At 41.7% G+C, this 25,757-nt stretch carries 29 protein-coding genes; 18 read left to right on the top strand and 11 right to left on the bottom strand.

The annotated features are described in order from the left end of the window. Nucleotides 1–334: 334 nt before the first annotated feature. From F887_RS02650 to F887_RS02680, 7 genes are all read right to left on the bottom strand, one after another. Nucleotides 335–754: a roadblock/LC7 domain-containing protein gene (locus F887_RS02650; protein WP_004652554.1), complete on the bottom strand. Its 420-nt coding sequence runs from the start codon at nt 752–754 to the stop codon at nt 335–337. A 22-nt stretch (nt 755–776) separates the two neighbouring features. Beyond that, complete coding sequence (locus F887_RS02655) at nt 777–1,319, bottom strand: GTP-binding protein (RefSeq protein WP_005296891.1); 543 nt, start codon at nt 1,317–1,319, stop codon at nt 777–779. 8 nt (nt 1,320–1,327) lie between these two features. Next, on the bottom strand, nt 1,328–2,296 hold the full coding sequence (locus tag F887_RS02660) for a hypothetical protein (RefSeq protein ID WP_005296888.1): 969 nt from the start codon (nt 2,294–2,296) through the stop codon (nt 1,328–1,330). Between the two features lie 163 nt (nt 2,297–2,459). Beyond that, nucleotides 2,460–2,819 (bottom strand): roadblock/LC7 domain-containing protein, encoded by a 360-nt coding sequence (locus F887_RS02665; RefSeq protein WP_005296886.1) that lies wholly within the window; start codon nt 2,817–2,819, stop codon nt 2,460–2,462. A gap of 386 nt (nt 2,820–3,205) precedes the next feature. Further along, nucleotides 3,206–3,871, bottom strand: a complete 666-nt coding sequence (locus tag F887_RS02670) for a hypothetical protein (RefSeq protein ID WP_005296883.1) — start codon at nt 3,869–3,871, stop codon at nt 3,206–3,208. 15 nt (nt 3,872–3,886) lie between these two features. Further along, on the bottom strand, nt 3,887–4,312 hold the full coding sequence (locus tag F887_RS02675; RefSeq protein ID WP_005296881.1) for a ClpXP protease specificity-enhancing factor: 426 nt from the start codon (nt 4,310–4,312) through the stop codon (nt 3,887–3,889). Nucleotides 4,313–4,326: 14 nt separating this feature from the next. After that, nucleotides 4,327–4,986, bottom strand: coding sequence for a glutathione S-transferase N-terminal domain-containing protein (locus F887_RS02680; RefSeq protein WP_005296879.1), 660 nt, complete (start codon nt 4,984–4,986; stop codon nt 4,327–4,329). A gap of 127 nt (nt 4,987–5,113) precedes the next feature. On the opposite strand from F887_RS02680, the gene F887_RS02685 reads away from it, so the two are divergent. Continuing rightward, nucleotides 5,114–5,518 carry a hypothetical protein gene (locus F887_RS02685; protein ID WP_005296877.1) on the top strand — a complete coding sequence of 135 codons (405 nt, stop codon included), beginning with the start codon at nt 5,114–5,116 and terminating at the stop codon, nt 5,516–5,518. A 63-nt stretch (nt 5,519–5,581) separates the two neighbouring features. On the opposite strand, the gene rpsI is transcribed toward F887_RS02685, so the two are convergent. Next, nucleotides 5,582–5,968, bottom strand: coding sequence for a 30S ribosomal protein S9 (rpsI, locus tag F887_RS02690; protein WP_004775642.1), 387 nt, complete (start codon nt 5,966–5,968; stop codon nt 5,582–5,584). 12 nt (nt 5,969–5,980) lie between these two features. After that, nucleotides 5,981–6,409 carry a 50S ribosomal protein L13 gene (gene rplM, locus F887_RS02695; RefSeq protein ID WP_004802631.1) on the bottom strand — a complete coding sequence of 143 codons (429 nt, stop codon included), beginning with the start codon at nt 6,407–6,409 and terminating at the stop codon, nt 5,981–5,983. A gap of 267 nt (nt 6,410–6,676) precedes the next feature. On the opposite strand from rplM, the gene F887_RS02700 reads away from it, so the two are divergent. The 17 genes from F887_RS02700 to F887_RS02780 all read left to right on the top strand — a co-directional run bounded on the left by F887_RS02700 (nt 6,677) and on the right by F887_RS02780 (nt 22,731). Further along, nucleotides 6,677–7,297, top strand: a complete 621-nt coding sequence (locus F887_RS02700) for a hypothetical protein (protein WP_005296876.1) — start codon at nt 6,677–6,679, stop codon at nt 7,295–7,297. Between the two features lie 88 nt (nt 7,298–7,385). Further along, on the top strand, nt 7,386–8,354 hold the full coding sequence (gene pdxA / locus F887_RS02705; RefSeq protein ID WP_005296873.1) for a 4-hydroxythreonine-4-phosphate dehydrogenase PdxA: 969 nt from the start codon (nt 7,386–7,388) through the stop codon (nt 8,352–8,354). A gap of 32 nt (nt 8,355–8,386) precedes the next feature. Beyond that, nucleotides 8,387–9,199, top strand: a complete 813-nt coding sequence (rsmA, locus tag F887_RS02710; RefSeq protein WP_005296871.1) for a 16S rRNA (adenine(1518)-N(6)/adenine(1519)-N(6))-dimethyltransferase RsmA — start codon at nt 8,387–8,389, stop codon at nt 9,197–9,199. Further along, a complete protein-coding gene (locus F887_RS02715) occupies nt 9,199–10,038 on the top strand; it encodes a symmetrical bis(5'-nucleosyl)-tetraphosphatase (protein ID WP_005296870.1) in 840 nt (279 codons plus the stop codon). Before rsmA ends, F887_RS02715 begins: the two co-directional genes overlap by 1 nt. 430 nt (nt 10,039–10,468) lie before the next feature. After that, the gene (locus F887_RS02720; RefSeq protein WP_005296868.1) at nt 10,469–11,740 is read left to right on the top strand and encodes a glycosyltransferase family 4 protein; all 1,272 of its coding nucleotides are present in this window, start codon (nt 10,469–10,471) and stop codon (nt 11,738–11,740) included. Between the two features lie 37 nt (nt 11,741–11,777). Continuing rightward, a complete protein-coding gene (locus F887_RS02725) occupies nt 11,778–12,329 on the top strand; it encodes a phosphatase PAP2 family protein (RefSeq protein ID WP_005296866.1) in 552 nt (183 codons plus the stop codon). A 96-nt stretch (nt 12,330–12,425) separates the two neighbouring features. Next, entirely contained in the window at nt 12,426–12,626 is a 201-nt protein-coding gene (gene iscX / locus F887_RS02730; protein ID WP_004652532.1) for a Fe-S cluster assembly protein IscX, read from the top strand. A gap of 107 nt (nt 12,627–12,733) precedes the next feature. Beyond that, complete coding sequence (gene ndk / locus F887_RS02735) at nt 12,734–13,165, top strand: nucleoside-diphosphate kinase (protein WP_005296864.1); 432 nt, start codon at nt 12,734–12,736, stop codon at nt 13,163–13,165. Nucleotides 13,166–13,286: 121 nt separating this feature from the next. Next, nucleotides 13,287–14,522, top strand: a complete 1,236-nt coding sequence (gene rlmN / locus F887_RS02740) for a dual-specificity RNA methyltransferase RlmN (protein ID WP_005296862.1) — start codon at nt 13,287–13,289, stop codon at nt 14,520–14,522. Between the two features lie 17 nt (nt 14,523–14,539). Further along, nucleotides 14,540–15,346, top strand: coding sequence for a type IV pilus biogenesis/stability protein PilW (gene pilW, locus F887_RS02745; RefSeq protein ID WP_005296860.1), 807 nt, complete (start codon nt 14,540–14,542; stop codon nt 15,344–15,346). Then, entirely contained in the window at nt 15,337–16,134 is a 798-nt protein-coding gene (locus F887_RS02750) for a helix-turn-helix domain-containing protein (RefSeq protein ID WP_005296858.1), read from the top strand. The genes pilW and F887_RS02750 overlap by 10 nt, the downstream gene beginning before the upstream one ends. 22 nt (nt 16,135–16,156) lie before the next feature. Then, a complete protein-coding gene (gene ispG, locus F887_RS02755; RefSeq protein ID WP_005296856.1) occupies nt 16,157–17,272 on the top strand; it encodes a flavodoxin-dependent (E)-4-hydroxy-3-methylbut-2-enyl-diphosphate synthase in 1,116 nt (371 codons plus the stop codon). Then, a complete protein-coding gene (hisS, locus tag F887_RS02760) occupies nt 17,269–18,561 on the top strand; it encodes a histidine--tRNA ligase (RefSeq protein WP_005296854.1) in 1,293 nt (430 codons plus the stop codon). The genes ispG and hisS overlap by 4 nt, the downstream gene beginning before the upstream one ends. 29 nt (nt 18,562–18,590) lie before the next feature. After that, the gene (locus tag F887_RS02765; protein ID WP_005296851.1) at nt 18,591–19,289 is read left to right on the top strand and encodes a YfgM family protein; all 699 of its coding nucleotides are present in this window, start codon (nt 18,591–18,593) and stop codon (nt 19,287–19,289) included. Next, the gene (gene bamB, locus F887_RS02770) at nt 19,289–20,431 is read left to right on the top strand and encodes an outer membrane protein assembly factor BamB (RefSeq protein ID WP_005296848.1); all 1,143 of its coding nucleotides are present in this window, start codon (nt 19,289–19,291) and stop codon (nt 20,429–20,431) included. Before F887_RS02765 ends, bamB begins: the two co-directional genes overlap by 1 nt. A gap of 174 nt (nt 20,432–20,605) precedes the next feature. Beyond that, a complete protein-coding gene (gene der / locus F887_RS02775) occupies nt 20,606–22,015 on the top strand; it encodes a ribosome biogenesis GTPase Der (protein WP_005149719.1) in 1,410 nt (469 codons plus the stop codon). A gap of 62 nt (nt 22,016–22,077) precedes the next feature. Continuing rightward, nucleotides 22,078–22,731, top strand: a complete 654-nt coding sequence (locus F887_RS02780) for a 4'-phosphopantetheinyl transferase family protein (protein WP_005296845.1) — start codon at nt 22,078–22,080, stop codon at nt 22,729–22,731. A 94-nt stretch (nt 22,732–22,825) separates the two neighbouring features. On the opposite strand, the gene secF is transcribed toward F887_RS02780, so the two are convergent. Together secF and secD are read right to left on the bottom strand one after the other, a co-directional pair. Then, nucleotides 22,826–23,794: a protein translocase subunit SecF gene (secF, locus tag F887_RS02785; RefSeq protein ID WP_005296842.1), complete on the bottom strand. Its 969-nt coding sequence runs from the start codon at nt 23,792–23,794 to the stop codon at nt 22,826–22,828. Between the two features lie 10 nt (nt 23,795–23,804). Beyond that, the gene (secD, locus tag F887_RS02790) at nt 23,805–25,706 is read right to left on the bottom strand and encodes a protein translocase subunit SecD (protein WP_005296839.1); all 1,902 of its coding nucleotides are present in this window, start codon (nt 25,704–25,706) and stop codon (nt 23,805–23,807) included. Nucleotides 25,707–25,757: the final 51 nt, after the last annotated feature.

Genomic DNA, 25,757 nt, shown 5'->3' with positions numbered 1-25,757 from the left:
ATGTCAGAACAAACACAACCGCATATTGTTTAAATTATTCATTTATGAAAATTTTGTGATTGTTATTTGTTCGAAAATTATAATAATGAAAAAATATTGCTAAATCATTTAAATTTATAACCATTCATCTGATGTTTTTAAAAAACAATATTTTATTTAATATTTTTGACTTAAATCGAGATTTTTGGGCAGATAAAGGCTATTTTTTAGTGAAATTGAGCAAAGGTTGATATTCAAAAATGAAAATTGAAAAGTGGTGTATTGAGTATATCGTCAATAAATGAAAAAAATCTGACAAGCCGTTTAGACCTGTCAGATTTTTTGATGTGAAAAATTAAGCTTGGTCGGCGTCGACAATTGCGCTGCTGGTTTGTTTTAAGCTATAGAGTAGTTGCCCCAATAAGACATCTTTATTGCTCAAGGTCACCATCACCATCGGGTGATGTGGGGCTGGAATTGAAGTTAAAATTGCTTTACCGTTCTCTGCATCCAAAGTAATACTCTGGCATCCCGTCAGCTGAATTTCATTGAGAAAGGCCGTCACCATCGCCAAGATCGAACTACTCACAGCGGCAAGTTTGGTGCTGTTATAGGGATTCTTCTTGTAAATTGAGGCAAGTTCAAATCCATCTGTAGAGCAGAGCATAATATAATCTACTCCGCGAATATTGGTTAAAATATCGTTGGCTTGAGCCTTCGCAAATTGGATCAGCTCTTTGGGTGCCGTACGTTGCTGACTGGGAATACTGAACATAATTCTTCTCTTTATAAAGTAATTAATTTGTTGCTTTTAAATTGACTTCTAATGCTGCAATCAGTGATTCAATCATCAGCAAGATATGTTCTTGTTTGCGTGCATCGATAAAAAATAGAGGATAGTGGTAGTCGTTTTGAATCAACCACTCACGATATATGGTGGTGGGCTGTCCTTTATTTTCATCGACATGGGTGATGCCAATGGAAATGTTCTGGGTATAGTCTTTAAAGGTGTCTAAATAGCCTTCAAGTTCTTCAATTGGAACTTTACTGTTGTGATCGACCAGTAAAATAACGCCTAATGCACCTTGGCAAATGACCGGCCAGATAAAATCAAAGCGTGATTGTCCAGGGGTGCCATATAAGCCAACTTTTACACCGTCATCTAATGTAATCTCGCCATAATCAATACCCACGGTAGTTTGCATTTTATTATGGGCCTGACTATCTGTATTGAATGCTTCGGTCGCGAGGACAGGAATTTCTGAAAGCGATTTGATTGCTTCCGTTTTACCTGCGCCCATGCTTCCTGCAAAAACAATTTTGTATTGTTGGAGAATCATATCAATCCTTAAAGCCCAAAGCGGCGTCTAATCTTGCCGAAAAATTTATTTAAAAAGCCTTGTTGTTCAATTGTTTGCTCAGTAGTTTCTGTTTTTAAATAATGACTTTCTGAAGCAGGGATAATGCCACCATTGTCTGAAAGAATGCAGGCAGCGATAAATTGTTGAACCGTTTGTATAGGAAGTTTTAATTGTGTTGCAACTTGGTACAGTTGGGCTCCTTGTATAAAGCAAGCGGCAAGTAATAGGGTGGTTTTCCGCTCTGTGTTTTGCGCTGGCTGTGGCCAATATTCGATTTTGTAGTATTCATTTTCATTTGGTGCCAAGCGTTGGAACTCAAGCGAATGCCAAAATAGATTCCATAACCAATCATTTAGATTGTATTCAACCTTACGCGATACTTTGGTGAAGTTGGAGGTGGTTGCGAACTCATATTTAAAGCTGTGGTTGGTTTGCGTATGGATACGCGTGGGTTCTAACCATGCAATTTGGCTGCGAGTGTCGATGATGGCTAGGGTGCCATGATCATCAAACAGGTGCAGTCTGGCATTTTCAGGATTTAACATGTCAGTTAAATACTTTTCATTGATCGCATTATGGGTCGAAACGGATTCAACTTTGGGCTGTTGTGCTTGTTGATGGGTGAGATAACTTAAAAGGCGAATATGAATCCAGTTTTTTAATGCATCAGTGTGCTGAAAAGGTAAATAAAGCGTGTTGTGTTCTTCTATATGCTGGGTGCCTTCTCCTTTCGATACTTTTAAGCAGGGAAGTTGTTTTTGTTCTAAAATTCGTTGAATACCTTCAGTATCAAAAAAGTTTTCATTTATTAATAATAAGTCGATATTTGGATCGGCAATATTGATCCAGTTAATGCCAAATTCATGAGGTATTGTTTTTCTAAGCTCTATTTTTAATTCATCTGAAACTTTTAAACTTATACCTGAAATTGCGATATTAATGCAATGTCCATTCATAGTATCACTTTAATGTTTTATAAAATATTGGACTGCACAGAATTAGTCTAATAATACTAAAGACTAATAATAGACTGCTTATATAACTCTTAATTTATTTTAAATAAATAAAATAAGAGTATATACAAGTAGCCTAATATATTAAATGTATTTAAATTGAGAGTTAAGCAAAGTCTAACTCTTTTTCAAATGTTTTTAATTCGTGACGAGCCATCGCTAGGTTAGATTTAGTGCGGTCTAATACTAGGTAAAGGAACAGGTTGCCATTGCTTTCTAGTGGGCGGATTAAGTGATATGCCTTACCAAGCGTGATGAGGATATCTTCAATATCATCGTTAAGTTTCAGTGAGTTAGCTACACGGCGTTTTGCACGAATAACTTCGGTATTACCCGCAGCTGCCAATTCTAAGTCGATTGAGCCCCCACCTTGTGTTGCTAGCGCCAAACCACTTTCTGTGTCTACTAAAGCTGCTGCAACGAACCCATCAATATTTGTTAAGCTTTCTAATGAAATTTTAGCCATGATTTTATCTCTACTAATACATCTTTGTTTATGAATTTATATTTGCCACTTCTGTTTTTGATTAGTTTTCAAAAGTAGTTAATCTCATTATAGGAAACTCTTTTATTAAATCAATCATACTTTAAAATAATTGAATTGACTGATTTGCTAATAATTGACAATTTTTGTCAAATAAACAAATAAAAATATTAATTGAGGATTGGATTTTGTTTTTATTGTGATGTTAAGCACATTAATATTTAGGTTTGAAGGTATTTCTTGATTGTAAATAAATGTAAATTATTTTAATTAAAATAAATAAATTAATATTTTAAGCGAAGTTAATTTTTTCGTAAGCCTATGATAAAGAAAGTATATTTACTTTCTTTATCATTTTATTGTGAGTCTTAGGCTGAAATTAATTGGCAATATGAACAATACAAAAAGATCAAAATGACCAATGCCACAAAAGGAGAAACAATATACGCCCAAGCAGGAACTGCAGGCGTTTCAACCTCAACTATTTCCTCATGATCATCATGTGCAGTTGGTTGTGCTTGATGAACCATTTGATTGAATTCTTGCATGGTGGCTTCAAGCGACACTTCTTGCTGTACCACAGGCTTGGAACCGAGTAATTCGGTCAGTTGATTGGTTGACCAGACCCAGTCTTCCGCTTGCCCAGATAAATGTTCAATTTGACCGACTAGAAGTTCTGTCAATCCTGTTTGCCCAAAGCTTCCCGTTTGATCCAGTTGCTTCAATTCGGCCAACTGTAGTGTCAGTACATCAGAGAGGCTGGTTTCCAACTCAGCGGCTTTTAGCGTAGATTGATTATGGGCTGAGGTAGTGAGATGGCGAGCAACCTCTTGAATGTAAAGCGGATCAGCGGTTTGAACTTCTTGATATAGCTTTTGTGGATTTTGTTTCCACAGACTAATCAATTGCCCAAGTGCTAACACGTTCACTTCATCAATATAAGCTTGTTTTTCTTTAGGAGAATATTGATTAAAAAGTTGTGGTTTTTGAATTTTAATTTGTTCAGAAAAATATTGAACTAAGTCAAATGCCATCTTGTCTATCCTCGCTTAATCTAAAATTCTGAGTGAAGGTTTCTTTTTAGTTGGTTCAGCATCTTGCTTACCTTCATCCACTGGAGGAACAGTTGTATTTTCGATTTCTGCATATTCAGAAGCATCGAAGAATAAACCTTGTCCATTTTCTCTTGCATAAATCCCCAATACAGCACGAATAGGCACATAAATCTCTTTTGCAACACCACCAAAGCGAGCCGAAAAGGTGATCGCATCATTGCTCATATGGAATTGATGAATGGCATGTGGCGCAAGATTTAAGACAATTTGTCCATCTTTGACAAATTGTAATGGAACATCGGTATGGGGTTGCGTTGCATCAACCAATAAATAAGGGGTCAGCTGGTTATCGCAAATCCATTCATAAATGGCACGAGCAAGATAGGGGCGTGTAGGCGTAAAAGTTATTTGCTCAGACATAATTGAAAAACTTATTAAATCGTTGAAATCAATTCATTGTAGCTGTTTTTTTCTTGAGCTGTCATTGATTTAATGAAAGATGGTCGGCTAAAGATACGATGACAATACAAGAATATAGGCCGACAGTGCTGTGCAGGTAATTCAATCCCCATACTTTTTAGACGTAGAAAGATTGGGGCCAACATACAATCAAGGATTGAAAATGTTTCTGACATGAAAAATGGGAAATGTTGAAAGAGTGGTGTTAGAGAAATCAGCGTATCTCTCAGTTCTTTCTGAGCCTTTTGTTTTTGTTTAGGGTCTAGCGTATCGGTGTGTCTCAACATGTGATCGGCCAACTTGAACCAATCCTGTTCGAAACGCCAAATATATTGACGTTGTTCCGCTCGCGCCATGGGTGCATCAGCATACAGCTTATTTTGGCGGTAACGATCATCTAAATATTCAGCAATGACATTGGCTGAAAAAAGTTTTAGGTTTTGTTCAATCAACATGGGAAGTTGGTTATAGGGATTAAGGTCCGCTAAATCCTCATCTTCATGGTCGGTAAGAATAAGATGATATTTGATTTGTTTTTCAGCCAGTAAAAAACGGATCCAGTGTGAACGGAAATCGTCTGCATGACTATAAAGCGTAATGCCTTGGACAGGGGTTGGGGGATTTTCTAAAGACATAAGTCCAAAAAATTATGGTTGACTGTTTAGAATACTAAAATTAACGTTGGAAATCACTTAAAGCTGAACAATATGATTGTTACAGAATAGATTTATGATTCAATAAGTTCAAAGAGAGAAAAATACAATGAAGCGATATTATCTGATGACCTTATCTGCAGTACTTATGCTCGGTGGATGTACCAACTTAGCGTCTACTTCAGAGAAGCAGGCAGTCGCATCTTCAGATCATGAGATCGGCGCTGCTGCCGATGCTGTTATTGCGGATGCGGCTGGTGAAGATAATGGGCAACAGTATGGCGGCATCAAAAAACAGTATGTCGTGAAAGGTTGTCAGGTTACTATTTACAATGATGGGCCGATCCAAATGGTGGATGAAAAAACCGACCAACCATGTAATGCACCTATTCCCAAAGATCACCAATTTTCTAAAGTGAGCAAGACCTATACACAGAATGGCTGTAAGGTCACGGAATTTTCTTCTGCCGATGGCACAGGTGATGCAATAATGGACTGTTCTAAAAAGAAATAACCAAGCTAAGCAATAAAAAAACCTCGGAAAATTCCGAGGTTTTTTGTCCAATTCGTAAAACGATTAACGTTTAGAGAATTGAGGACGTTTACGAGCTTTACGTAAACCAAGTTTCTTACGTTCAACTTCACGAGCATCACGAGTAACGAAACCAGCTTGACGAAGAGCAGGTTTTAAGTTTTCGTCAGCAGCGATCAATGCACGAGTAATACCGTGACGGATAGCGCCTGCTTGACCACCGATACCACCACCTTTAACAGTGATGTAAAGGTCAAATTTTTCAGTAACTTCTAAAAGCTCTAAAGGCTGACGCACAACCATACGAGCAGTTTCACGACCGAAATATTGCTCAAGCGTACGGTTGTTAATTACGAGTTTACCTGTACCAGCTGATAAGAAAACACGTGCAGTTGCGGTCTTACGGCGACCTGTACCATAATTAGTAGCCATGTGCTGTATCCCTTAGATGTCCAAAACTTGTGGCTGTTGAGCAGTATGAGGATGCTCAGTACCAGCGTACACTTTCATTTTTTTGATCATTGCATAACCAAGAGGACCTTTTGGTAACATACCTTTAACAGCTTTTTCTAAAACTGCTTCAGGTTTGTGAGCAATTAACTTCTCGAAGTTAGTCTCACGGATACCACCAGGGAAACCAGTATGGCGATAATATTTCTTATCAAGCGCTTTTTTACCAGTCACTTGAACGTGTTCAGCATTGATCACAACGATGTAGTCGCCAGTGTCAACGTGAGGAGTATAAGAAGTTTTGTGCTTACCGCGTAAACGACGAGCGATTTCAGTCGCAAGGCGACCTAAAGTTTTGCCAGAAGCATCAACAACATACCAGTCGTGTTGAACTTCAGCTGGCTTAGCGCTGAGAGTTTTCATTTAAACCACTACCTATTATAGTTGGTTTGGACGGTGAAATCTGTCCAAACAAAAGGAGACCGAATTCTACATGGATTTATAAAAATGCACAAGAAAAAATCAGCTGAAAGGTCAGAAAATGCTGCAATGTGACTGAATTTGTAAGTAAGGCGACCTTTATTGATGGCAACATTATTTGCCTTGTGAGGGGGGCGGATTTGACCTATTATTTTTTTAGCAAACGTTTGAAATAAATAGAAGTATTAAGCTTTTCTGCTGGGGAATTTGATGAAGTTGTCGTTTTCTACAAAAATTGTTGTAGTTACATTATTAATAGGTGTTTGTTCTACACAGACAAATGCACGACGGCTTTATAAGTGGGTGGATCAAACCAGTGTGACCAATTATTCAGAGTTTCAGCCGAAAGAAGGAACCAGCCGAAAATTAGAGGTTTTGGAAAGTCGAGGCAATGATCACGTCGACCCTGCTATGGCGGTAACGGCTGAGATGAAAGCGATCGAGATTCCTGTCGATCAACTCAATCTTCAGGGGCAAGCTGCCAATACAACGGTTCAGCAACCGACGACACAAACTGTGGTGAAACAAGGGGCAATTGCAGCACCCTATACTCGGCCTGTAAGTACTGTCGTTGCAACACCTGTGATAGAGAAGAAGGAATCTCAGATTGCACAGCCCGTTCAGGTTGCAGAAAAGAAAGACGTGGTTAGCAATCCATTGGTAGAAAAAGCCTCAAGTAGTGTTGTGGTCGCTGAGAAAAAAGAAGAAGTCGCTTTGGTACAGCCTGAGAAAAAAGTACAACCAAGGATCAATCCTTGGACACGTAAGGTGGAGTTTGTACCATCGAATTTAGTTCCACAGAACCTACCGAAAGTGTCAGCAACACCTTAAAGTATTTGAATTATTAAAAATGAAGCACTATAGCTGCCCTGAGATTTTCGTTACACTAGATGGGAATCAAAAAAGACTGGCGGTATAGATGCTTCCTTTATATGTCACTTCAGGCGAACCAGCAGGAATTGGTCCTGATATTTGTCTCAGTCTGGCAGAACGTGTAGATGAGCGACCAATTGTTATTCTTGCCGATCTACAGATGTTACAACAGCGTGCCGATTTTTTAGGAATCGATGTTGAATTGATTGCTTATCAAGGACAAGCAGAATCCAGTTTGAAGGGGCAACTTTTTGTTGAGCATGTCCCTCTAGCAAAACCAGTGACTTTAGGTCAGTTAGATTCAGCCAATGCCGCTTATGTACTGGAACAATTACGCCGTTCGGCCGATTATGCAGTGACTGGACAGAGTGTCGGGGTTGCGACAGCGCCAGTGCAAAAGTCGATTATCAATGATGCGGGGATTGCATTTAGTGGGCATACCGAATATTACCAAGAGTTTGCTGGCATTGATCGGGTGGTGATGATGTTGGCCACCAAAACATTACGTGTTGCCTTGGCAACAACACACCTACCTTTGCGGGATGTAGCGGATGCAATTACGCAACAGCGCTTACATCAAGTGATTGATATTCTGATTCATGATTTAAAAACAAAATTTAAAATTGCTCAGCCTCGTATTTTGGTGTGTGGCCTGAACCCACATGCAGGTGAAGATGGCTATTTGGGCCGTGAAGAAATTGAAATGATCAACCCTGTGTTGGAAAGCTATCGAGTGCAAGGTATTGGGATGAGTTTAAGCTTGCCCGCAGATACCTTATTTACCCCTGAAAATCTAAGCAATGCAGATGCAGTTTTAGCGATGTATCACGATCAGGGCTTACCTGTGTTAAAATCACAAGGCTTTGGTGAAGCAGTTAACATTACATTAGGCTTGCCATTTATTCGAACCTCTGTCGATCATGGTACAGCACTTTCTCTTGCAGGCACTGGACAAGCAAAAGCATCGAGCTTGCATGTCGCAGTGGATTTAGCACTTGATTTAGCTCGTCAGTGATTAACGAGTAAATTATTCACGTTGGAATTATTATGTATCAAATTAATGCCCTAAACCCTAAAGATGAAGGGCATCAGGCTCGAAAACGTTTTGGTCAAAACTTCTTACATGATCAACGTGTGATTGCCAAAATTGTACGCTCAGTGAATCCACGTACAGGCGAAAATATTGTTGAAATTGGACCTGGTTTGGCGGCATTAACATCACCATTGATTGGTGAGTGTGATGCTTTGACCGTAGTTGAGCTTGACCGAGATTTGGCAGCGGGGTTACCTGGGCGTGTGCCGCATCCTGAACGTTTGACCATTATTGAAGCCGATGCATTAAAATACGATTTCACGGAACTGTTTAAAGATGGCCGTCCACTGCGCGTAGTTGGAAATTTGCCATATAACATTTCTACGCCTTTGTTATTCCATCTCTTGGAGTTTGGGGACAAAGTCAAAGATATGCATTTTATGTTGCAAAAAGAAGTGGTTGACCGTATTACGGCGACACCAAATACCAAAGAATATGGTCGTCTGTCGGTGATGATTCAGTATTACTGCAAACCAACGTTTTTGTTTGAAGTACCACCAGGATCATTTAATCCGCCACCGAAAGTCACATCGGCAGTATTCCGTTTAGAGCCATACCAAACCAAGCCCATCGTGGCAAAGGATGAGAAAGCCTTGGCGCGTTTGGTTGGGCATGTATTTACCCAGCGCCGTAAAACGCTACGGAATAGTTTGAAAGGCATGTTGGCAGAAGATGGTTTTGAGAAAGCTGGTGTTGATCCGATGGCGCGTCCTGAAACCTTAAGCTTGGCTGATTTTGTTGCACTTTCTGATCAGATGGTGTCTTAATGTCAAAACGCTATAACTATGTCATTGGTGATGTGCAAGGTTGTTTTGAAGCGCTGAAAGCGTTATTAAAAGAAATCCGCTTTGACCCAGATCAAGACTTTTTATGGTTCACAGGTGACTTGGTTGCACGTGGTGAAAACTCTGTCGGTGCATTGCGCTTTATTAAAAAGCTTGCTGATCGCGGTGCTGCAGCAACGGTACTGGGCAATCATGATCTTACGTTGATTGCCTGTGCGCGTGGTTTTAAAAAAGCCAAAGACAAAGATCATACGCAAGAAGTGATTGATGCGATTGATGGTGATGAGCTGATTGATTGGTTGCGAAAACAGCCTTTGAGCCTATCCCCAAATGAACATACTCTGATTACCCATGCTGGCGTACCCTGTATTTGGAGTGCGACAAAAACAGTTGCACTGGCGCAAGAAGTGCAGCAGGTGGTTGGTCATGATGATCTTGCGGTATTAGACAGTTTTCTTGCAGAGATGTATGGGTCTCAACCCGATCTGTGGTCAGATGATTTAACGGGTTTAGCGCGTTTGCGCTGTATTACCAATTATCTGACCCGGATGCGCTTAACCGATGCAGAAGGGCGTTTGGAATTTGATTTTAAAGATGCACTTGATGCACCGATGCCAGCGGGCTTTCAACCGTGGTTTGAGTTTGAAAGTCAGGCGGCACAAACCCATCAATTAATTTTTGGACATTGGGCAGCTTTGCAGGGAAAAACCATTAGTCCTCACATTCAGAATGTGGATGGTGGTTGTGTTTGGGGGCAGCAACTGGTGGCTTTCCGCTTGGAAGATCAGCAGATTTTTGCGGTAGATAATCCTTTAGCTTGAATAAGTGCAATTCGAGTTTGATCTAAATATTTTTATCTAGAGTCTGTTGGAAAAAATTATCTTAGCGGAGTCTGGATAATTTCTCATCGAATTACAGGATTAGCCTGCGGCTCGCCCTACTTTTCTTTTGGGAAAAGTAGGCAAAACCATTGTCATCAGCAAAACCTGTTCATTTTTTGGATTTATTCAAAATATATCGCAGAAACATTATCTTGTGTACATCACGCAGGTTGCTGATGACGTTTCCGAGTATCATATTTCTGATCAGATTTAGGTTGAGTATTTATTGTGTTGTGTACAAATATCCAGTTTCAGATTGGGCATTTTTTATTTTAAGACTGTCAAAAAACTGTCATAGACTGATCATTAAAGTGTCAAATAATGTTTTTAAGCTGAAAGCATGAAAATAACGACACAAATGGATGGCGATATGCAGAGTACATACGCGACATCTCTATTCAAGCAAGAGTTTCCTGAAAATTTTAAATTTTACTTTAAAAGGAAGCAACTCAAAAATAAACAAGATGAATTGTCTGAACTACGTGATCTCGTTCGTCCTCGTCTCCGAATCGCTATTGTGACTGAAACATGGCCACCAGAAATAAATGGTGTGGCTTTGTCGATGATGCAATTGTGCCAAGGTTTACAACGATTAGGGCATAAAATTTTACTGGTACGACCAACCCAAAAAGCAATCTGTACCGAGTTTCATCCTGAGCAAGAATGCTTGGTGATGTCGCAACCCATTCCTAAGTACCCAAGTATTCAATTTGGTTGGCCGCAATATATCAAGGTCTCGAAAGCCTTCGAAAAATTTGCACCAGATGTGGTGCATATTGTGACCGAAGGACCTTTGGGATTGACTGCACTACAAGCAGCAAAGTCGAGAAAAATCGCAGTATCCAGTGGTTTTCATTCAGCATTCCATGATTTTAGTCGCTTCTTTGACTTGGCTTTTTTAGTCAAGCCAATTCAACGCTATTTGACTTGGTTTCATAACAGCACCGATGTGACCTGTGTCCCGAGCCAATATACCGAGCACGCTTTACGTGGTTTCGGTGTGACTTGCCCATTAGTTGTGGTTGGTCGCGGTGTGGATACCGAAAAATTTTCACCTCAGCACCGTTCGCAACAGCTTCGCCAGCAGTGGGGTGTCGATGCCGATACTCGGGTGATGCTATATGTCGGACGTTTATCACCAGAAAAAGAAGTCGATGTGCTGATTAAAAGCTTCCATGCGCTACAAGCGCAACAAGGTAAAAATAGCAAATTTGTGATTGTCGGTGATGGTCCAGATCGTGCTCGGCTCAGCAAAATGGCCCAATCCGAAGATGTTATTTTTATGGGAAGTTTAAGCGGACGCGAGCTGTCAGCAGCTTATGCCAGTGCCGATGTTTTTACCTTTGCTAGCCAAGCCGATACCTTTGGCAACGTGGTGTTAGAGGCGATTGCCAGTGGCTTAGCCGTTGTTGCCTATGATTATGTGTGTGCGCATCAACATGTTCAACCTAATGTGACTGGTTGGCTGAGCCCATTGGGGCAACCAGATCATCTAATTCAATCGATTTGCCAGTTACCTGCGCTACCGCAGTTAAGACAGATGGGTTTGCTGGCCAGTGAAAGTGTGCAACAAAGCAGCTGGCAGTTTCCAGTACAACAATTAGAACAAGCATTATATCAAGTCGCGAGGAGTCTCCCATGACCGCGACTTAAAGTATTCTCATCAGAGGAGAAAAAGTATGAATCTTCAAAATGCAAAAATAAAAATACTTGATTTAGATTTAAAAGGGTGTGTCTACCTCAATCATCTCTCCCATTCGCAGCGAGTCGCTTTATTTTTTAAAACGATCAGTCGTTTGGGGGATGGGCCATTTTGGTATGTCATGTTGTTGTCGGTTTGGGCAATGCAAGGTTTGGCATATGGTCTGCAAATTTTCTACTTGATTGCGGCTGGTTCAGTGGGAACCTTGATCTATAAAATTTTGAAAAATAAAACCACACGTCCAAGACCCTATCAGGTGCATCAAGTAATTGTTTTGGGGGAACGAGCATTAGATCATTTTAGTTTCCCATCAGGTCATACGTTGCATGCAGTGATGGTGACTATCACGTTAGGTTATGTTCAGCCGCTGTTATTGATCTTGATGTTGCCGTTTACCATTCTCGTCGCATTGTCGCGTATGGTATTGGGCCTGCATTATCCAAGTGATGTGATCGTTGGGGCGATGATTGGTGCATCGGTTGCAAGCGGCATTATCTTGTTGGCACCCAGTCTGAATATCGCGTTGTAATGTATTTTATGCTGAATTTCGCAATCGAACACTATCTCTTAAATTACATGATTTGTTAAAGTACGCTCAATCACATACATTTATTTAGGTTGTCATATGGGCTTACGTTGGACAGATACGATTGATATTGCGATTGAACTCACCGAAGCACATCCAGATGTAGATCCACAATGGATCCGTTTTACCGATTTACATGCATGGGTTTGTGCTTTGCCTGACTTTAGTGATGATCCAAATAAGTCGACTGAAGGTTTGCTTGAAGCCATTCAAATGGCATGGCTGGATGAAGTTCGTTAAAAATTCGTCAGAAAACGCTTAAGTTTTGCATATTCAAGCTGATTATTAGCGATGACATCGGTATAATGCGGCAAATTTTTTAGTTTAAACCATAATAGGAGTCAATCATGGCGATTGAACGTACTTTATCTATCGTAAAACCAGATGCAGTTTCTAAAAACCACATCGGCGACATCTTTGCTCGTTTCGAAAAATCAGGTTTGAAAATTGTTGCTACTAAAATGAAACAACTTTCTCAAGCTGATGCTGAAGGTTTCTATGCTGAGCACAAAGAACGTGGTTTCTTTGCTGACTTAGTTGCATTCATGACTTCTGGTCCAGTCGTTGTTTCTGTTCTTGAAGGCGAAAACGCTGTTCTTGCTCACCGTGAAATCTTGGGTGCAACGAACCCGAAAGAAGCGGCTCCAGGTACAATCCGCGCTGACTTCGCTGTAAGCATCGACGAAAATGCTGCTCACGGTTCTGACTCAGTTGCTTCTGCTGAACGTGAAATCGCTTACTTCTTTGCTGATAACGAGATTTGCCCACGCACTCGTTAATCCAAAGTATTCAGACCAGATAAGTGGTATACTACTTATCTGGTTTTTTATTTCTTATTGCTTGTGTTGTGCGAATAATGCACAGCAATTTTTAGCGTCGATATTGTTTAGGTAAATATACATGAGTTCTGCAGTGGTCGTTTCATCAGAAAATTTGGATGAAAAACAACAGCCTGTTTCTACGCCTGTCGTTTATGCTGCCGAGAAAAAAGTAAATTTGCTTGGCATGTCGCGAGCTGAATTAGAAAAATTCTTCGAAGACTTAGGCGAAAAGAAATTTCGTGCGGGTCAAGTGATGAAATGGATTCATCAATATTTCGTAACCGATTTTGCTGAAATGAGCAATATCTCAGGAAAATTGCGAGAGAAACTCGAAAAGATTTGTGAAATTAAAGCACCTGATGTCGTGCATCGTAACTACTCTAAAGATGGAACCCGTAAGTGGGTGTTCCGTGTTGGAGATGGTGAAGGATCATTGGTTGAAACCGTATTGATTCCTGCGGAAGACAAGACGGGCGCACGTAAGACTTTGTGTATTTCATCGCAAGTGGGCTGTGCCTTGGATTGTTCATTCTGCTCGACAGGTAAGCAAGGGTTCCAACGTGACTTAACCCCAGCCGAAATCATTGGTCAATTGTGGATGGCAAATTATTCCTACATGGAAGACGTGCCTGTTGCCGAACGTGAGCGTACGGTTACCAATGTGGTGATGATGGGAATGGGTGAGCCATTGTTGAATTATGATGCTGTGCTCAGTTCTATGCGGTTGATGCTGGACGATTTTGCTTATGGCATGTCGAAGCGCCGTGTAACGCTATCAACATCTGGCGTGGTGCCTAAAATTGATCAATTGGCACAAGACATTGATGTGGCATTGGCAATTTCACTGCATGCACCGAATGATGAGTTGCGTAACGAACTGGTTCCAATCAATAAAAAATATCCATTACAGCAGTTAATTGCCGCATGTCAGCGTTATTTAACAAAAGATGGTAATGAAAGTGCACGTCGCCACGTTACCATTGAGTATGTGATGTTAGACGGTGTCAATGATAAGCCTGAACATGCACAACAACTTTTAAAGTTATTGAAAAACTTACCGAGTAAGATCAATCTTATTCCATTTAATCCGTTCCCACATGCACCGTATGGTCGTTCGAGTCGTAACCGCATCATTGCGTTCCAAAAAACTTTGTCGGATGCTGGATTTGTGTGTACGATTCGTCAGACACGTGGTGATGATATCGATGCAGCGTGTGGACAATTGGTAGGACAGGTTGCTGACCGTACTCGTCGTGCTGAACAATGGAAAAAGAAAGTGGCGCAACAACAAGAAATTTTGCGCACACAAGGATAATACTTGGGGAAAAGGCGTTGAATACCACTCGACCAAAAACGATTATTGCGACAGCTGTTGTGTTTACTTTACTTGGCCTAACAGCATGTCAAACACCCTCTACAACATTAAAAAAAGATCCAGAAAAAGCAGTGCAAGTTCGGACTCAACTTGCAGCAGAGTATATTCGTAGCCGTGATTTAGATGCAGCCAAGCGTTCGCTTGACCAAGCTTTAAAGATTGATTCCCGTGATGCCAATGCCAATATGATGATGGGAATCCTGCTGCAACAAGAAGGCAGCGCCACCAATATGGAAAAAGCAGAAGCTTATTTTAAGCGTGCAATTTCCTCTGAACCTGATAATGCTCAAGCGCGTAATAATTACGGTACATATTTGTATCAACAGCAACGCTATAATGATGCCATTGAGCAATTTACCCGTGCGGGTGCAACCTTAGGGTATGAACAACGCTTTCAGTCGTTGGAAAACCTAGGGCGAATCTATTTGAAGTTGGGCGATGTTGCGAATGCTGAAAAATCATTCAAACAGGCGCTGCAAGCGAATCGAAACGCAACCATTTCAATGTTAGAGTTGGCGGAAATTTTCTATTTGCAACAAAATAATAGAGATGCAGCGCAACTATACGAACAATATGTTCGTAACGTGGGACAGAAAAACCAAGGTGCTCGGGCGCTTTGGATTGGTCTACGCATTGCTCGAGCGAATGCGGATCAATTAGGAATGCAAGTGTTAGTCAATCAACTACGTGCGCTATTTCCTGATAGTCCAGAATATCAACGTTATTTGCAATTACAGTACAGTACTGAGGCCGTATGGAAATAAATCCAAATTCACATCAGCCAACTGGCTCAACCTCGCCAGCGTCAACGTTAGGAAATATTCAACGACCTGGTGAGTATTTGCGTCAAATTCGTATTGCACAAAAGAAAGAAATTGATGAGATTGCAAACGTATTGAATATGCCTGTCAAAACATTGACAGCATTAGAGCAAGACGACTATAAATCATTACCTGAAGCCACGTTTATCAAAGGCTATTATCGTGCTTATGCAAAGCATTTAAATGCAGATGCCAGTGCGATCATTCAGCGTTTTGATGAAATTTATGCCAATGATACTGGGCTTAAAGCCAGCCATGCTTTGAATAATTCTCCGATTAAAATTATGGGGAAATTATCAGGTTCGAGAAGTGTGCGTAACCGCATCTGGTTAAAGCGCATTGCGATCGTAGTTACGGTTGCCGTATTGGCTTGGTTAGCGGTTATGGCAGTTCAGAACTGGACATCAAGCCATAAAGATGATGAAGATGTACCGAAGATCAAGAATTCTGACGTTCAAATTCTACCAATGAGTGGGACTACCACGGCTGCAACATCTGGTGACCAATTGGTGTTGAGTTTTAATCGTCCGACCTCTGTGCATATTGTAGATGCAACAGGTAAAGTATTGGCAACAGGTCGCCAAGCATCGACATTGACTTTAAGTGGCGAATCGCCATTTCAAATTCGTTTAGATGATGCGACAGCAGTAGCATTGACTTTAAATCAGGAGCAAATTTCATTGTCTCCATATACAGTTAATGGAAAAGCAGAATTCCGTTTGTCTCGTTAATGCCAAAGAGTAGAGCTATACGATGATTGTGAACCCTATTAAACGCCGTCCAACACGTAAAATTCGCGTCGGTTCGGTGTATGTCGGTGGTGATGCCCCGATCAGTGTTCAAAGTATGACGAATACTGAAACCTGTGATGTCGATGCAACTGTCGCACAGATCCAGCGTTGTGCAGATGCAGGTGCAGATATCATGCGTGTTTCTGTGCCTTCGATGGAGGCGGCAGAGGCATTTGGTGCAATTCGTAGACGTGTGACTGTTCCTTTAGTTGCAGATATTCATTTCGATCATCGTATTGCACTTGCTGTTGCAGATTACGGTGCAGATTGTTTGCGTATCAATCCGGGGAATATTGGTTCGGATCAGAAAGTACGTGAAGTGGTTGCTGCGGCAAAACATCATGGTATTTCGATTCGTATCGGTGTGAATGCGGGTTCATTAGAAAAAGATTTACAAGTGAAATATGGTGAGCCAACAGGACAAGCGTTGCTTGAGTCTGCCATGCGCCATATTGATATTCTTGATCGTTTGGATTTTCATGAGTTCAAAGTCAGTGTAAAAGCATCGAATGTGTTTTTAACCATGGATGCTTATCGTTTACTGTCTCAACAGATCGATAATCCGCTACATCTTGGTGTAACTGAGGCAGGGATTTACCGTACTGGTACGGTAAAATCAGCCATTGCACTGGGTGGATTATTGATGGAAGGCATTGGCGATACCATGCGTATCTCGCTGGCTGCTGAACCAGAAGATGAAATTAAAATCGGTTTTGATATTCTAAAATCGTTGGGCTTACGCTCAAACGGTATTAACTTTATTGCTTGCCCAAGCTGTTCACGCCAAGAATTCAATGTAATTCAAGTGATGCAAGCATTGGAAGAGCGTTTAGAAGATATCCGCACCCCGATGGACTTGTCTGTCATCGGGTGTAAAGTGAATGGTCCAGGTGAAGCCAAAGAAGCGGATATCGGGATCGTGGGAGCATCTCCTCGTTCACTGGTCTACCGTAATGGCGAAAAGAGCCATTTAATTGACACAAATCAGTTGGTTGATGAAATTGAAACAATGGTTCGTCAACGTGTTCAAGAGCTTGAAGAAGCAAAATCTAAAGAAATTATTCGTAGTTCATCATGAGTTCAATCGTCGCTATCAAAGGTTTTAATGACATCCTTCCAACGCAAACTGCGGCTTGGAGAAGTCTGGAACAACAACTTGCATCTTTAATGGATGCTTATGGTTATCAACAGATCCGCTTACCGATCGTTGAGCAAACTGGTTTATTCAAACGTGCTATTGGCGATGCGACCGATATCGTTGAAAAAGAAATGTATACCTTTTTCGACAAAGGTAATCCGCCTGAATCACTGACCTTACGTCCAGAAGGGACTGCGGGCTGTGTACGTGCGTTGCTTGAACATAATTTGTTGCGTGGCGCGACACCGCGCGTGTGGTATATGGGACCAATGTTCCGTTATGAAAAACCGCAAAAGGGCCGTTACCGTCAGTTCCACCAGTTTGGTGTGGAAACGTTTGGTGTGGCAACCCCAGATATCGATGCAGAGTTAATTTTACTCACAGCGCGTTTGTGGAAGCGTATGGGGGTTGCTGACAAGGTTCAACTTGAGTTGAATACTTTAGGTGAAACCGACGAGCGTGCAGAATACCGTGCAGCATTGGTTGAGTTTTTAAATCAGCACAAAGAAGCATTGGATGAAGACTCTCAACGTCGTTTGACCACCAATCCATTGCGTATTCTGGATTCTAAAGTTGAATCAACGCAAAAGATTCTGGAAAATGCGCCAAAGTTGCATGATTTCTTAAAAGAAGATTCAATCAATCACTTCCAGCAATTACAGCAATATTTAACCGATGCTGGCATTGAGTTTGTGATTAACCAAAAGTTAGTACGTGGTTTGGACTACTACAACAAAACCGTATTTGAATGGACCACCACGATGTTGGGTTCACAAGGAACGGTATGTGCAGGTGGTCGCTATGACGGCTTGGTTGGACAGCTAAAAGGTAAAGCAGATCAGTCTGTACCTGCGGTTGGTTTTGCGATGGGAATGGAGCGTTTGCTACTGTTACTCGAGCAAGTTGAACAAGCCAAAACAGTACGTGATTGCGAAATCTTCTTATTGGCTGAACCTGCTTATCAAGCCAAAGCTCTAGTTTTGGCTGAACAGATTCGTGATCAGTTGGAAGCGGCAAATAGCCCGATTCGTTTAAAAACAGGTTCACAAGGCAGCATGAAAAGCCAAATGAAAAAGGCCGATCAGTCTGGTGCGATCTTTGCGATGATCTTGGGTGAGCGCGAGTGGGAATCACAGCAGCTTCTCATTAAAGAACTTGCGACAGCAGAACAGTCACAAGTTGCTTTAACTGAGCTAACGCCATTTTTGATCGAAAAATTTAAACAATAAGTTGAAAAATTTAGGAAAAGGACAATCACATGAGTTTAAGTGATGATGAACAACTCGACAGTTTAAAGTCGTTTGCCAAAAAATATGGTTCTGCAATGATTAGCGGAATTCTCATTGCCTTGATTGCCTTTTTCGGGTGGGAATACTGGCAGAAGAAAAATCTTGCTGAAGCCCAGAACCAAACCGCAAAGGTGCAAAAGTTGATGGATGAGGCAAAAGCTGCATCAGGTCAACCGAATGCCTTTGCAAGCTTATCTGAAACAGCTGATAAAATTGTGAAAGATGATGCAGACTCTGCTCAAGCGATTCAAACACAATTTATCATGGCGAAACTTGCTTATGACAAGCAAGATTATGCTGCTGCTGAAAAAGCCTTGAAGAAAGTTGAAAATTCAAAGGTGAAAGATGCAGGTTTGCTGCAAATTGTTAAAATACGTTTAGCTGATACGCAATTGGCGCAAAGCAAATACGATGAAGCTTTGAAAACCTTATCAAGCGTGACTGATCCAGCATTTAAAGCATCGGCAGAAGAGCTGCGCGGTGATATTTTTGTTGCGAAAAAAGACAACGCATCTGCGCGTAAAGCGTATCAAAGTGCATGGGATAACTTGCTCGAACGTAAACAAGAGCGTCAGCTTTTACAAATTAAACTCGAAAGTGTTGGCGTTTTAGTAGATGATCCTGAGTTTGAGCGCCCGATCTTAGATACCAAAGTGGATGAGTCTTAATGCAGAATAAACTAAAACTACCTTTGGCAATTGCAATTGCTTCAGCTTTATTGGTTGGTTGTTCAAGCAATAAAGTAAAAGAAGTCAAACCAAATCCATTGCCAAAAATCACGCAAGAACAAAGTTTAAACCTTGTGTTTTCACAAAGTGTTTCGTCGACCAATGCCGCTGAAGCTTTACGCCTGCAGTTGGATACCGACAACGGTGTAGTTTTTGCGATTGATCCTGATGGTCAGGTGTCTGCGTACAAAGGTAAAGAACGTCTTTGGAAAAGTAAAATTACCAAACAAGAACTCACTGCTGGTGTAGAAGCGGGTGAAGGGATTGTGGTCAGTGGTAATCGCAAAGGTCAGTTATTTGCTTTAGACCAAGCGACTGGCGAGCAAAAATGGACAGCGAAATTGTCTGGGGCAATTTTGTCTCCATCACTGATCCAGTCTGGTCGTGTCATTACCATTGCCAATGATGGTACGGTATTTGCGCACGATGCAGTGACAGGACAACAGGTTTGGGCATATAAGCTGCCAAATGTACAATTCAGTTTGCGTGGCCAGCCAGCACCAGTTCGTTTAGATGAGCGTACCGTACTCATTGGTTCTGCCAATGCCTATGTGTATGCCCTAGATATCATCAGTGGTGTACCGCGTTTCCAACGTCGTGTCGCGATCAGTGAAGGCCGTTCTGATATCCAGCGTTTGGTGGATGTTGTGGGTGATCCAGTTGTTTCAGGACAATATTTGGTGACTACAAGCTTCCAAGGCCAAGTGACTGTGACGGATCTTGCAACACAACGTGTGGTGTGGAGCGAAGATGCAAGCAGCACCAATAGCGCTGAAGTTGCGGATGATAAAGTCTATGTTGCAACAACTGACGGTAAATTGAATGCTTATAATTTAGCGACAGGTGAGTTGGTTTGGCAAAATGAAGAGTTGCTGAACCGTAAGCTCAGCAATCCTGTGATGTTAGGACAGAACCTTGTCGTGGGTGATTTGGATGGTGTGATTCATCTGATTAATCCAGCTTCAGGTAAGCTGATTGGCCGTGCTAAAACTAGTGGTGAAGTGCGTTCATTGCGCGTGATTGACAATCAACTTTATGTTGCGACGCGTAAAGGTGCATTAAGCATTTGGCAGAATCGTTAATTTTTCCTAAATGTGGTAAAATTAAAATAGCGAATTGCACTTTTAACAAATTCTTCGGGGTATTTGTCAGACAAATCCCCGAATTTTTATTATGATCATTTGATCACCAAAATCTTCCCTACAGTTTCTGATACGATGTCATCAATGATGGCTCGTCTGAATTAAGGTTAATTTATGAAACCCGTTATTGCGCTCATTGGTCGACCAAACGTCGGAAAATCAACGCTATTTAACCAAATCACCAAAAGTCGTGATGCTTTGGTTGCCGATTTTGCTGGTTTAACCCGTGACCGTAAATATGGTGATGCTGTTTTTCAAAATAAGTCATTCATTGTCGTCGATACTGGTGGTATCGGTGAGAATGAAGGTGGTATTGACTCGTATATGGCTGAACAGTCGAAAACTGCGATTCATGAAGCAGATATCATTGTTTTTGTTGTGGACGCGCGTGCTGGCTTATTGGCATCAGATGAACAAATTGCACGTGAATTACGTACGCTAGGTAAGAAAGTTTACTTGGTTGCCAACAAGGTGGACGGTGTCCATGCTGAGGCTGCGTTGGTTGAGTTCTACAAGCTCGGTATGGGTGAACCCTTACAAGTTGCTGCAAGTCACGGACGTGGCGTACAGCAAATGCTTGAAGATGTTTTGGCTGAAGTTCCTGAAGATGAAAATCCAGAAGAACATGACAAGGCGACGGGTTTACGTTTGGCGATTATTGGTCGTCCGAATGTCGGTAAATCGACATTGGTCAACCGTTTGTTGGGCGAAGACCGTGTGGTTGCATTTGACCAACCAGGAACAACCCGTGATTCGATTTACATCCCGTTTGAACGTGATGGACGTCAATATACGTTAATCGATACGGCTGGTGTGCGTCGTAAAGGCAAAGTAGAGGAAATGATTGAGAAGTTCTCAATTGTGAAAACCCTACAAGCCATTAAAGATGCGCATGTCATCGTGGTGGTACTGGATGCCCGTGAAGGGGTGGTCGAACAAGATTTACATTTGATTGGTTATGCACTTGAAGCTGGCCGTGCCATGGTGATTGCGATCAACAAATGGGACAACATGACCGAGTATGATCGTAAGCAATGTAAATTGGATGTTGACCGCCGTTTTGACTTTATTCCTTGGGCCAAAGTTCATTTAATTTCAGCATTGCATGGTACTGGCGTCGGGGAAATGTACCCAACGATCCATCGTGCTTATGATTCATCGCATTTAAAAGTTTCTCCTGCGAAATTAACTCAGATCTTGAATGATGCAACTGAAGCACACCAACCGCCGATGATCGGTGGTAAGCGTATCAAAATGCGTTATGCGCATATGGGCGGACAAAATCCACCAACGATCGTGATTCACGGTAACAAGGTAGACAAAACACCTGCGGATTATCGTCGTTATCTTGAGAATGTGTTCCGTAAAGTTTACAAACTGGAAGGAACGCCAGTGCGTGTTGATTTTAAAACTTCTGAAAATCCATTTGAAGGACGTAAGTCACAAGTGGATGAACGCGTTGCTGCACGTAAACGTCGTTATGTACAGAAATTCAAAAAAGCAGAAAAGAAATTCAAGCGTTAAGCTGATCTTGATGCCAAGAGCCCAAAGTTTGCTTTGGGCTTTTTTATATCAAAGGAGAGTGAGTGGTGACACGTCAAATTGAAATCCATGTTCAGGCATTGGCTCAACTCCTTGAACAAAGTAAAACTGATTTTGCCGATTTAAGCAGCTTTAACCATTATAAAAAAGAGCAAATCAAACAGTATCGCAATGTTCTTTTAGCCGAGCGGCTGCGTTGCCCAGTTGAGGCATTAAGCTTTTCAAAACATGAATATGGGAAGCCTTTTTTAAGTTCTCATCTCTTGCATTTTAACCATACGCATAGTCAGCTGTATTATGTATTGGCCATGAGTGAGCGCGTAAAAGATCTTGGTGTTGATGTGGAAGAACTCGATCGTAAAGTCCGTTTTGATGCTTTGGCTCAACATGCCTTTCATGCCGAAGAATATCAAACTTGGCAGCAACAAGATCAAGATCCTGAATATTGGTTTCGTGTTTGGACCACCAAGGAGGCGGTCTTAAAAGCATCGGGTTTAGGCATTCGTTTAGATCTCAATAGTTTAAATACTCAGGTTCATCCATCCCATCAGGGTGGCATATGTTCTCATCCTTTGATCGGGACTTTTGCGTATCAGAATTTTATTTTAAATCAGACGATTGTGCTGACCGTAGCATGGCGGGCAGAGCAGTCCTGCCGTGGTTTTCAATTTCCGCAGATTCAAATCATTCAGCATTAACCGTAATCCAATGCTTCATTGTTCAATGACCCTAAATAAAAAAATGCCAGCATGTCGCTGGCATTTTTTTATTTGAATGAAGAATTGAAAAGATTTAAGGAATCTCTTCTTCTTCAAATTCAGGTTTAACTTGAACAATAAAGTCCTGACGATTTAGACCGCGCCATAATGCGAATGCAGTACCGATATAGATCGATGAGTAGGTTCCGACAAAGATACCGACAAACATTGCCATAGAGAACCAGTGTAAGCCATCACCGCCTAAGAACATCATGGCAAGGACCACGAGTAATAAGGTCATTGAGGTGTGAATGGTACGACGTAAAGTTTCTGTTAGGGCGATATCTACGATTTCACGAGGGCTTGCACCACGAATCTTACGGAAGTTTTCACGGATACGGTCCGAAACAACGATATTATCGTTGAGCGAGAAACCAATCACAGCAAGCACAGCCGCTAACACGGTTAAGTCGAATGGCCATTGGAACAATGCAAAGGCACCAAAAATGATGATAATGTCATGGAATAATGACATTACAGCACCGACAGCCATTTTAAACTCAAAACGAATGGTGACGTAGATCAACATCAGGATCAATGCCAATGCAACGGCACCCGCAGAGCGTACATATAGCTCGTTACCTACCGCACCGCCCACAGCATCGACCTTATGGACTTCTACTGTGTTATTTGGCAATTGCACTGCTTTGGTAATGCTATTGCTCAGGTCTTCTACATTGAGGTCTTCTTGTACGGGCATACGCACGATTAGGTCAGTACTACTTCCTAAAGTTTGTACCACAGCATCTTTAAAGCCTGCACGATCGAGTGCTTGAACCACTTGAGCAGGTTGGACCCCTTGCTTATAGTTCAATTCAGCTGAAATACCACCCGTAAAGTCTAAACCGAGGTTCAGACCTTTGGTCGCAATAAAGAAGATACTGGCAATGGTAAGCAGGATCGAAAAGATGGCCGCAGGTGTAGCAATCTTCATGAACGGGATGATTTTTAGATCATCTGGGCGACCGTATTGCTTTGAGTCTTGTTGAGTCAGATCAGTCATGTGAATCTCCTTAAATACTCAACTTGGTCAAATTACGGCGTTTGCCATAAATGAGCTGTACGATTGCACGTGTTACGGTAATTGCAGTGAACATCGAACAAATAATACCGATCATCAAGGTAACTGCGAAGCCTTTGATCGGACCTGTACCAATCGCGAATAAAATAAACGCAACAATGAAAGTGGTTAAGTTCGAGTCAAGAATGGTGTTATAGGCCCGATCATAACCCGCAACAATTGCCTGTTTTGGCGAGGCGCCCCAGATCATTTCTTCCCGTATTCGTTCACAGATCAGGACGTTGGCATCGACGGCCATACCAATGGTAATGACGATACCTGCAATACCTGGCAGGGTGAGCGAAGCACCAATCCAAGACATCACCGTTAAGATCATGGCAAGGTTAAAGACCAAGGCGAAGTTCGCGATTAAACCGAATAAACGGAAGAACACAACCATCCAGATCGCAACCAGCAAGAAGCCGATTTGAGTAGATAACACACCCTTGTCAATGTTTTCTTGACCCAAGCTTGGACCAACTACACGTTCTTCAACGAAGTACATTGGCGCAGCCAAAGCACCCGCACGTAGCATGAGCGCAAGTTCAGCAGCTTCTTGTGGTGAATCAAGACCGGTAATACGGAATTGTGAACCCAATACCGCTTGAATGGTTGCGGCATTGATGACTACAGATTCGGTATATGGAGTACGGACTTCAGTTTGTACACCTGTGTTTGGATCGGCAACATAAGAGATTTTTTGTTTATTTTCGATAAACAAAACTGCCATACGTTTACCCACAGCACCACGGGTTGCATCAGCCATGAGCTTACCACCTGAAGAATCTAGGGTGATATTAACTTCTGCACCACCAGAGTCTTGGCTAAAGCCAGAGCTTGCATTTTGAACACGTTCGCCCGTCAAAATACGGTTACGTTGCAACAGTAACTGACGACCACTGTCTAAAGACTGATAAGCAAATACTTCAGTGCCTGGAGGAAGTGGCTGACCATTATATTTACCTGTATATGGATCGATATATTGATCATTGCTGTCTGCAACTAAACGGAATTCCAAGTTCGCTGTACGACCCAAGACACGTTTTGCTTCCGCAGTATCCTGTACACCCGGTAATTCAACCACGATACGATTACTACCTTGGGTTTGTACCAGTGCTTCGGCTACACCCAGTTCGTTAATACGGTTACGTAGAGTCGTTAAGTTTTGGTTCACTGCATAAGATTGAATTTCCTGACGACGTGCGTCGGTATAAGTCAGTCTTAAAGTTGCGCCAGATGATGTTGCAACCGCTTGTTGAGTATATTCATTACCATTACGACGTAAAAAATCAGTTGCAGCATCACGGTCTGCATTGCTGGCAAACTGGACAGTAATGGTGTTGTTACTTAACGCAAGGTTGTTAAATTTGATTTTGTTATCACGGAATTGACGACGCAAATCAGTCGCAGATGTTTCCATGCGCTGACTAATTGCTTTATCCATGTCGACTTCGAGCAAGAAGTGTACACCACCACGTAAGTCCAAACCGAGTTTCATCGGTTTTGCCCCAATCTTTTGCAACCATTCTGGTGTAGTCGGTGCAAGGTTGAGCGCAACAACGTAGTCTTCACCTAAATCACGACGCAATACTTCTTTGGCTTTTAACTGTTCTTCAGAAGAGTTTAAGCGTAATAATGCCGCGTTATTGGTAAAGCTATTGTCGTGACTGCTAATGTCGGCAGTTTTTAAAATCTGCTCAGCTTTTTGCACGATGGTCTGATCAATTTTTGTGCCTGCTTTTGCGCCAGAAATTTGGACAGCAGGTTCATCTGGATACAGACTTGGAAGTGCATATAACGTACTGATCACAAGTACCACAAGGATCAGCAAATATTTCCATGCAGGGTAACGCATTTGCTTTCTTCTTAAATGAAAAAGTCGTGCTGAGGCACGACTATTTTATGA

The sequence above is a fragment of the Acinetobacter sp. NIPH 2100 genome, assembly GCF_000369805.1.
GTDB lineage: Bacteria > Pseudomonadota > Gammaproteobacteria > Pseudomonadales > Moraxellaceae > Acinetobacter.
Note: the sequence above shows the minus strand (reverse complement) of the source record. Positions and strands in the feature narration are given on the sequence as shown.

Excerpts from the sequence above, each read along its gene's own strand:
- F887_RS02650 (WP_004652554.1), bottom strand. The coding sequence starts at position 754 with ATGTTCAGTATTCCCAGTCAGCAACGTACGGCACCCAAAGAGCTGATC.
- F887_RS02655 (WP_005296891.1), bottom strand. The coding sequence starts at position 1,319 with ATGATTCTCCAACAATACAAAATTGTTTTTGCAGGAAGCATGGGCGCA.
- F887_RS02660 (WP_005296888.1), bottom strand. The coding sequence starts at position 2,296 with ATGAATGGACATTGCATTAATATCGCAATTTCAGGTATAAGTTTAAAA.
- F887_RS02665 (WP_005296886.1), bottom strand. The coding sequence starts at position 2,819 with ATGGCTAAAATTTCATTAGAAAGCTTAACAAATATTGATGGGTTCGTT.
- F887_RS02670 (WP_005296883.1), bottom strand. The coding sequence starts at position 3,871 with ATGGCATTTGACTTAGTTCAATATTTTTCTGAACAAATTAAAATTCAA.
- F887_RS02675 (WP_005296881.1), bottom strand. The coding sequence starts at position 4,312 with ATGTCTGAGCAAATAACTTTTACGCCTACACGCCCCTATCTTGCTCGT.
- F887_RS02680 (WP_005296879.1), bottom strand. The coding sequence starts at position 4,986 with ATGTCTTTAGAAAATCCCCCAACCCCTGTCCAAGGCATTACGCTTTAT.
- F887_RS02685 (WP_005296877.1), top strand. The coding sequence starts at position 5,114 with ATGAAGCGATATTATCTGATGACCTTATCTGCAGTACTTATGCTCGGT.
- rpsI (WP_004775642.1), bottom strand. The coding sequence starts at position 5,968 with ATGGCTACTAATTATGGTACAGGTCGCCGTAAGACCGCAACTGCACGT.
- rplM (WP_004802631.1), bottom strand. The coding sequence starts at position 6,409 with ATGAAAACTCTCAGCGCTAAGCCAGCTGAAGTTCAACACGACTGGTAT.
- F887_RS02700 (WP_005296876.1), top strand. The coding sequence starts at position 6,677 with ATGAAGTTGTCGTTTTCTACAAAAATTGTTGTAGTTACATTATTAATA.
- pdxA (WP_005296873.1), top strand. The coding sequence starts at position 7,386 with ATGCTTCCTTTATATGTCACTTCAGGCGAACCAGCAGGAATTGGTCCT.
- rsmA (WP_005296871.1), top strand. The coding sequence starts at position 8,387 with ATGTATCAAATTAATGCCCTAAACCCTAAAGATGAAGGGCATCAGGCT.
- F887_RS02715 (WP_005296870.1), top strand. The coding sequence starts at position 9,199 with ATGTCAAAACGCTATAACTATGTCATTGGTGATGTGCAAGGTTGTTTT.
- F887_RS02720 (WP_005296868.1), top strand. The coding sequence starts at position 10,469 with ATGCAGAGTACATACGCGACATCTCTATTCAAGCAAGAGTTTCCTGAA.
- F887_RS02725 (WP_005296866.1), top strand. The coding sequence starts at position 11,778 with ATGAATCTTCAAAATGCAAAAATAAAAATACTTGATTTAGATTTAAAA.
- iscX (WP_004652532.1), top strand. The coding sequence starts at position 12,426 with ATGGGCTTACGTTGGACAGATACGATTGATATTGCGATTGAACTCACC.
- ndk (WP_005296864.1), top strand. The coding sequence starts at position 12,734 with ATGGCGATTGAACGTACTTTATCTATCGTAAAACCAGATGCAGTTTCT.
- rlmN (WP_005296862.1), top strand. The coding sequence starts at position 13,287 with ATGAGTTCTGCAGTGGTCGTTTCATCAGAAAATTTGGATGAAAAACAA.
- F887_RS02750 (WP_005296858.1), top strand. The coding sequence starts at position 15,337 with ATGGAAATAAATCCAAATTCACATCAGCCAACTGGCTCAACCTCGCCA.
- ispG (WP_005296856.1), top strand. The coding sequence starts at position 16,157 with ATGATTGTGAACCCTATTAAACGCCGTCCAACACGTAAAATTCGCGTC.
- hisS (WP_005296854.1), top strand. The coding sequence starts at position 17,269 with ATGAGTTCAATCGTCGCTATCAAAGGTTTTAATGACATCCTTCCAACG.
- F887_RS02765 (WP_005296851.1), top strand. The coding sequence starts at position 18,591 with ATGAGTTTAAGTGATGATGAACAACTCGACAGTTTAAAGTCGTTTGCC.
- bamB (WP_005296848.1), top strand. The coding sequence starts at position 19,289 with ATGCAGAATAAACTAAAACTACCTTTGGCAATTGCAATTGCTTCAGCT.
- der (WP_005149719.1), top strand. The coding sequence starts at position 20,606 with ATGAAACCCGTTATTGCGCTCATTGGTCGACCAAACGTCGGAAAATCA.
- secF (WP_005296842.1), bottom strand. The coding sequence starts at position 23,794 with ATGACTGATCTGACTCAACAAGACTCAAAGCAATACGGTCGCCCAGAT.
- secD (WP_005296839.1), bottom strand. The coding sequence starts at position 25,706 with ATGCGTTACCCTGCATGGAAATATTTGCTGATCCTTGTGGTACTTGTG.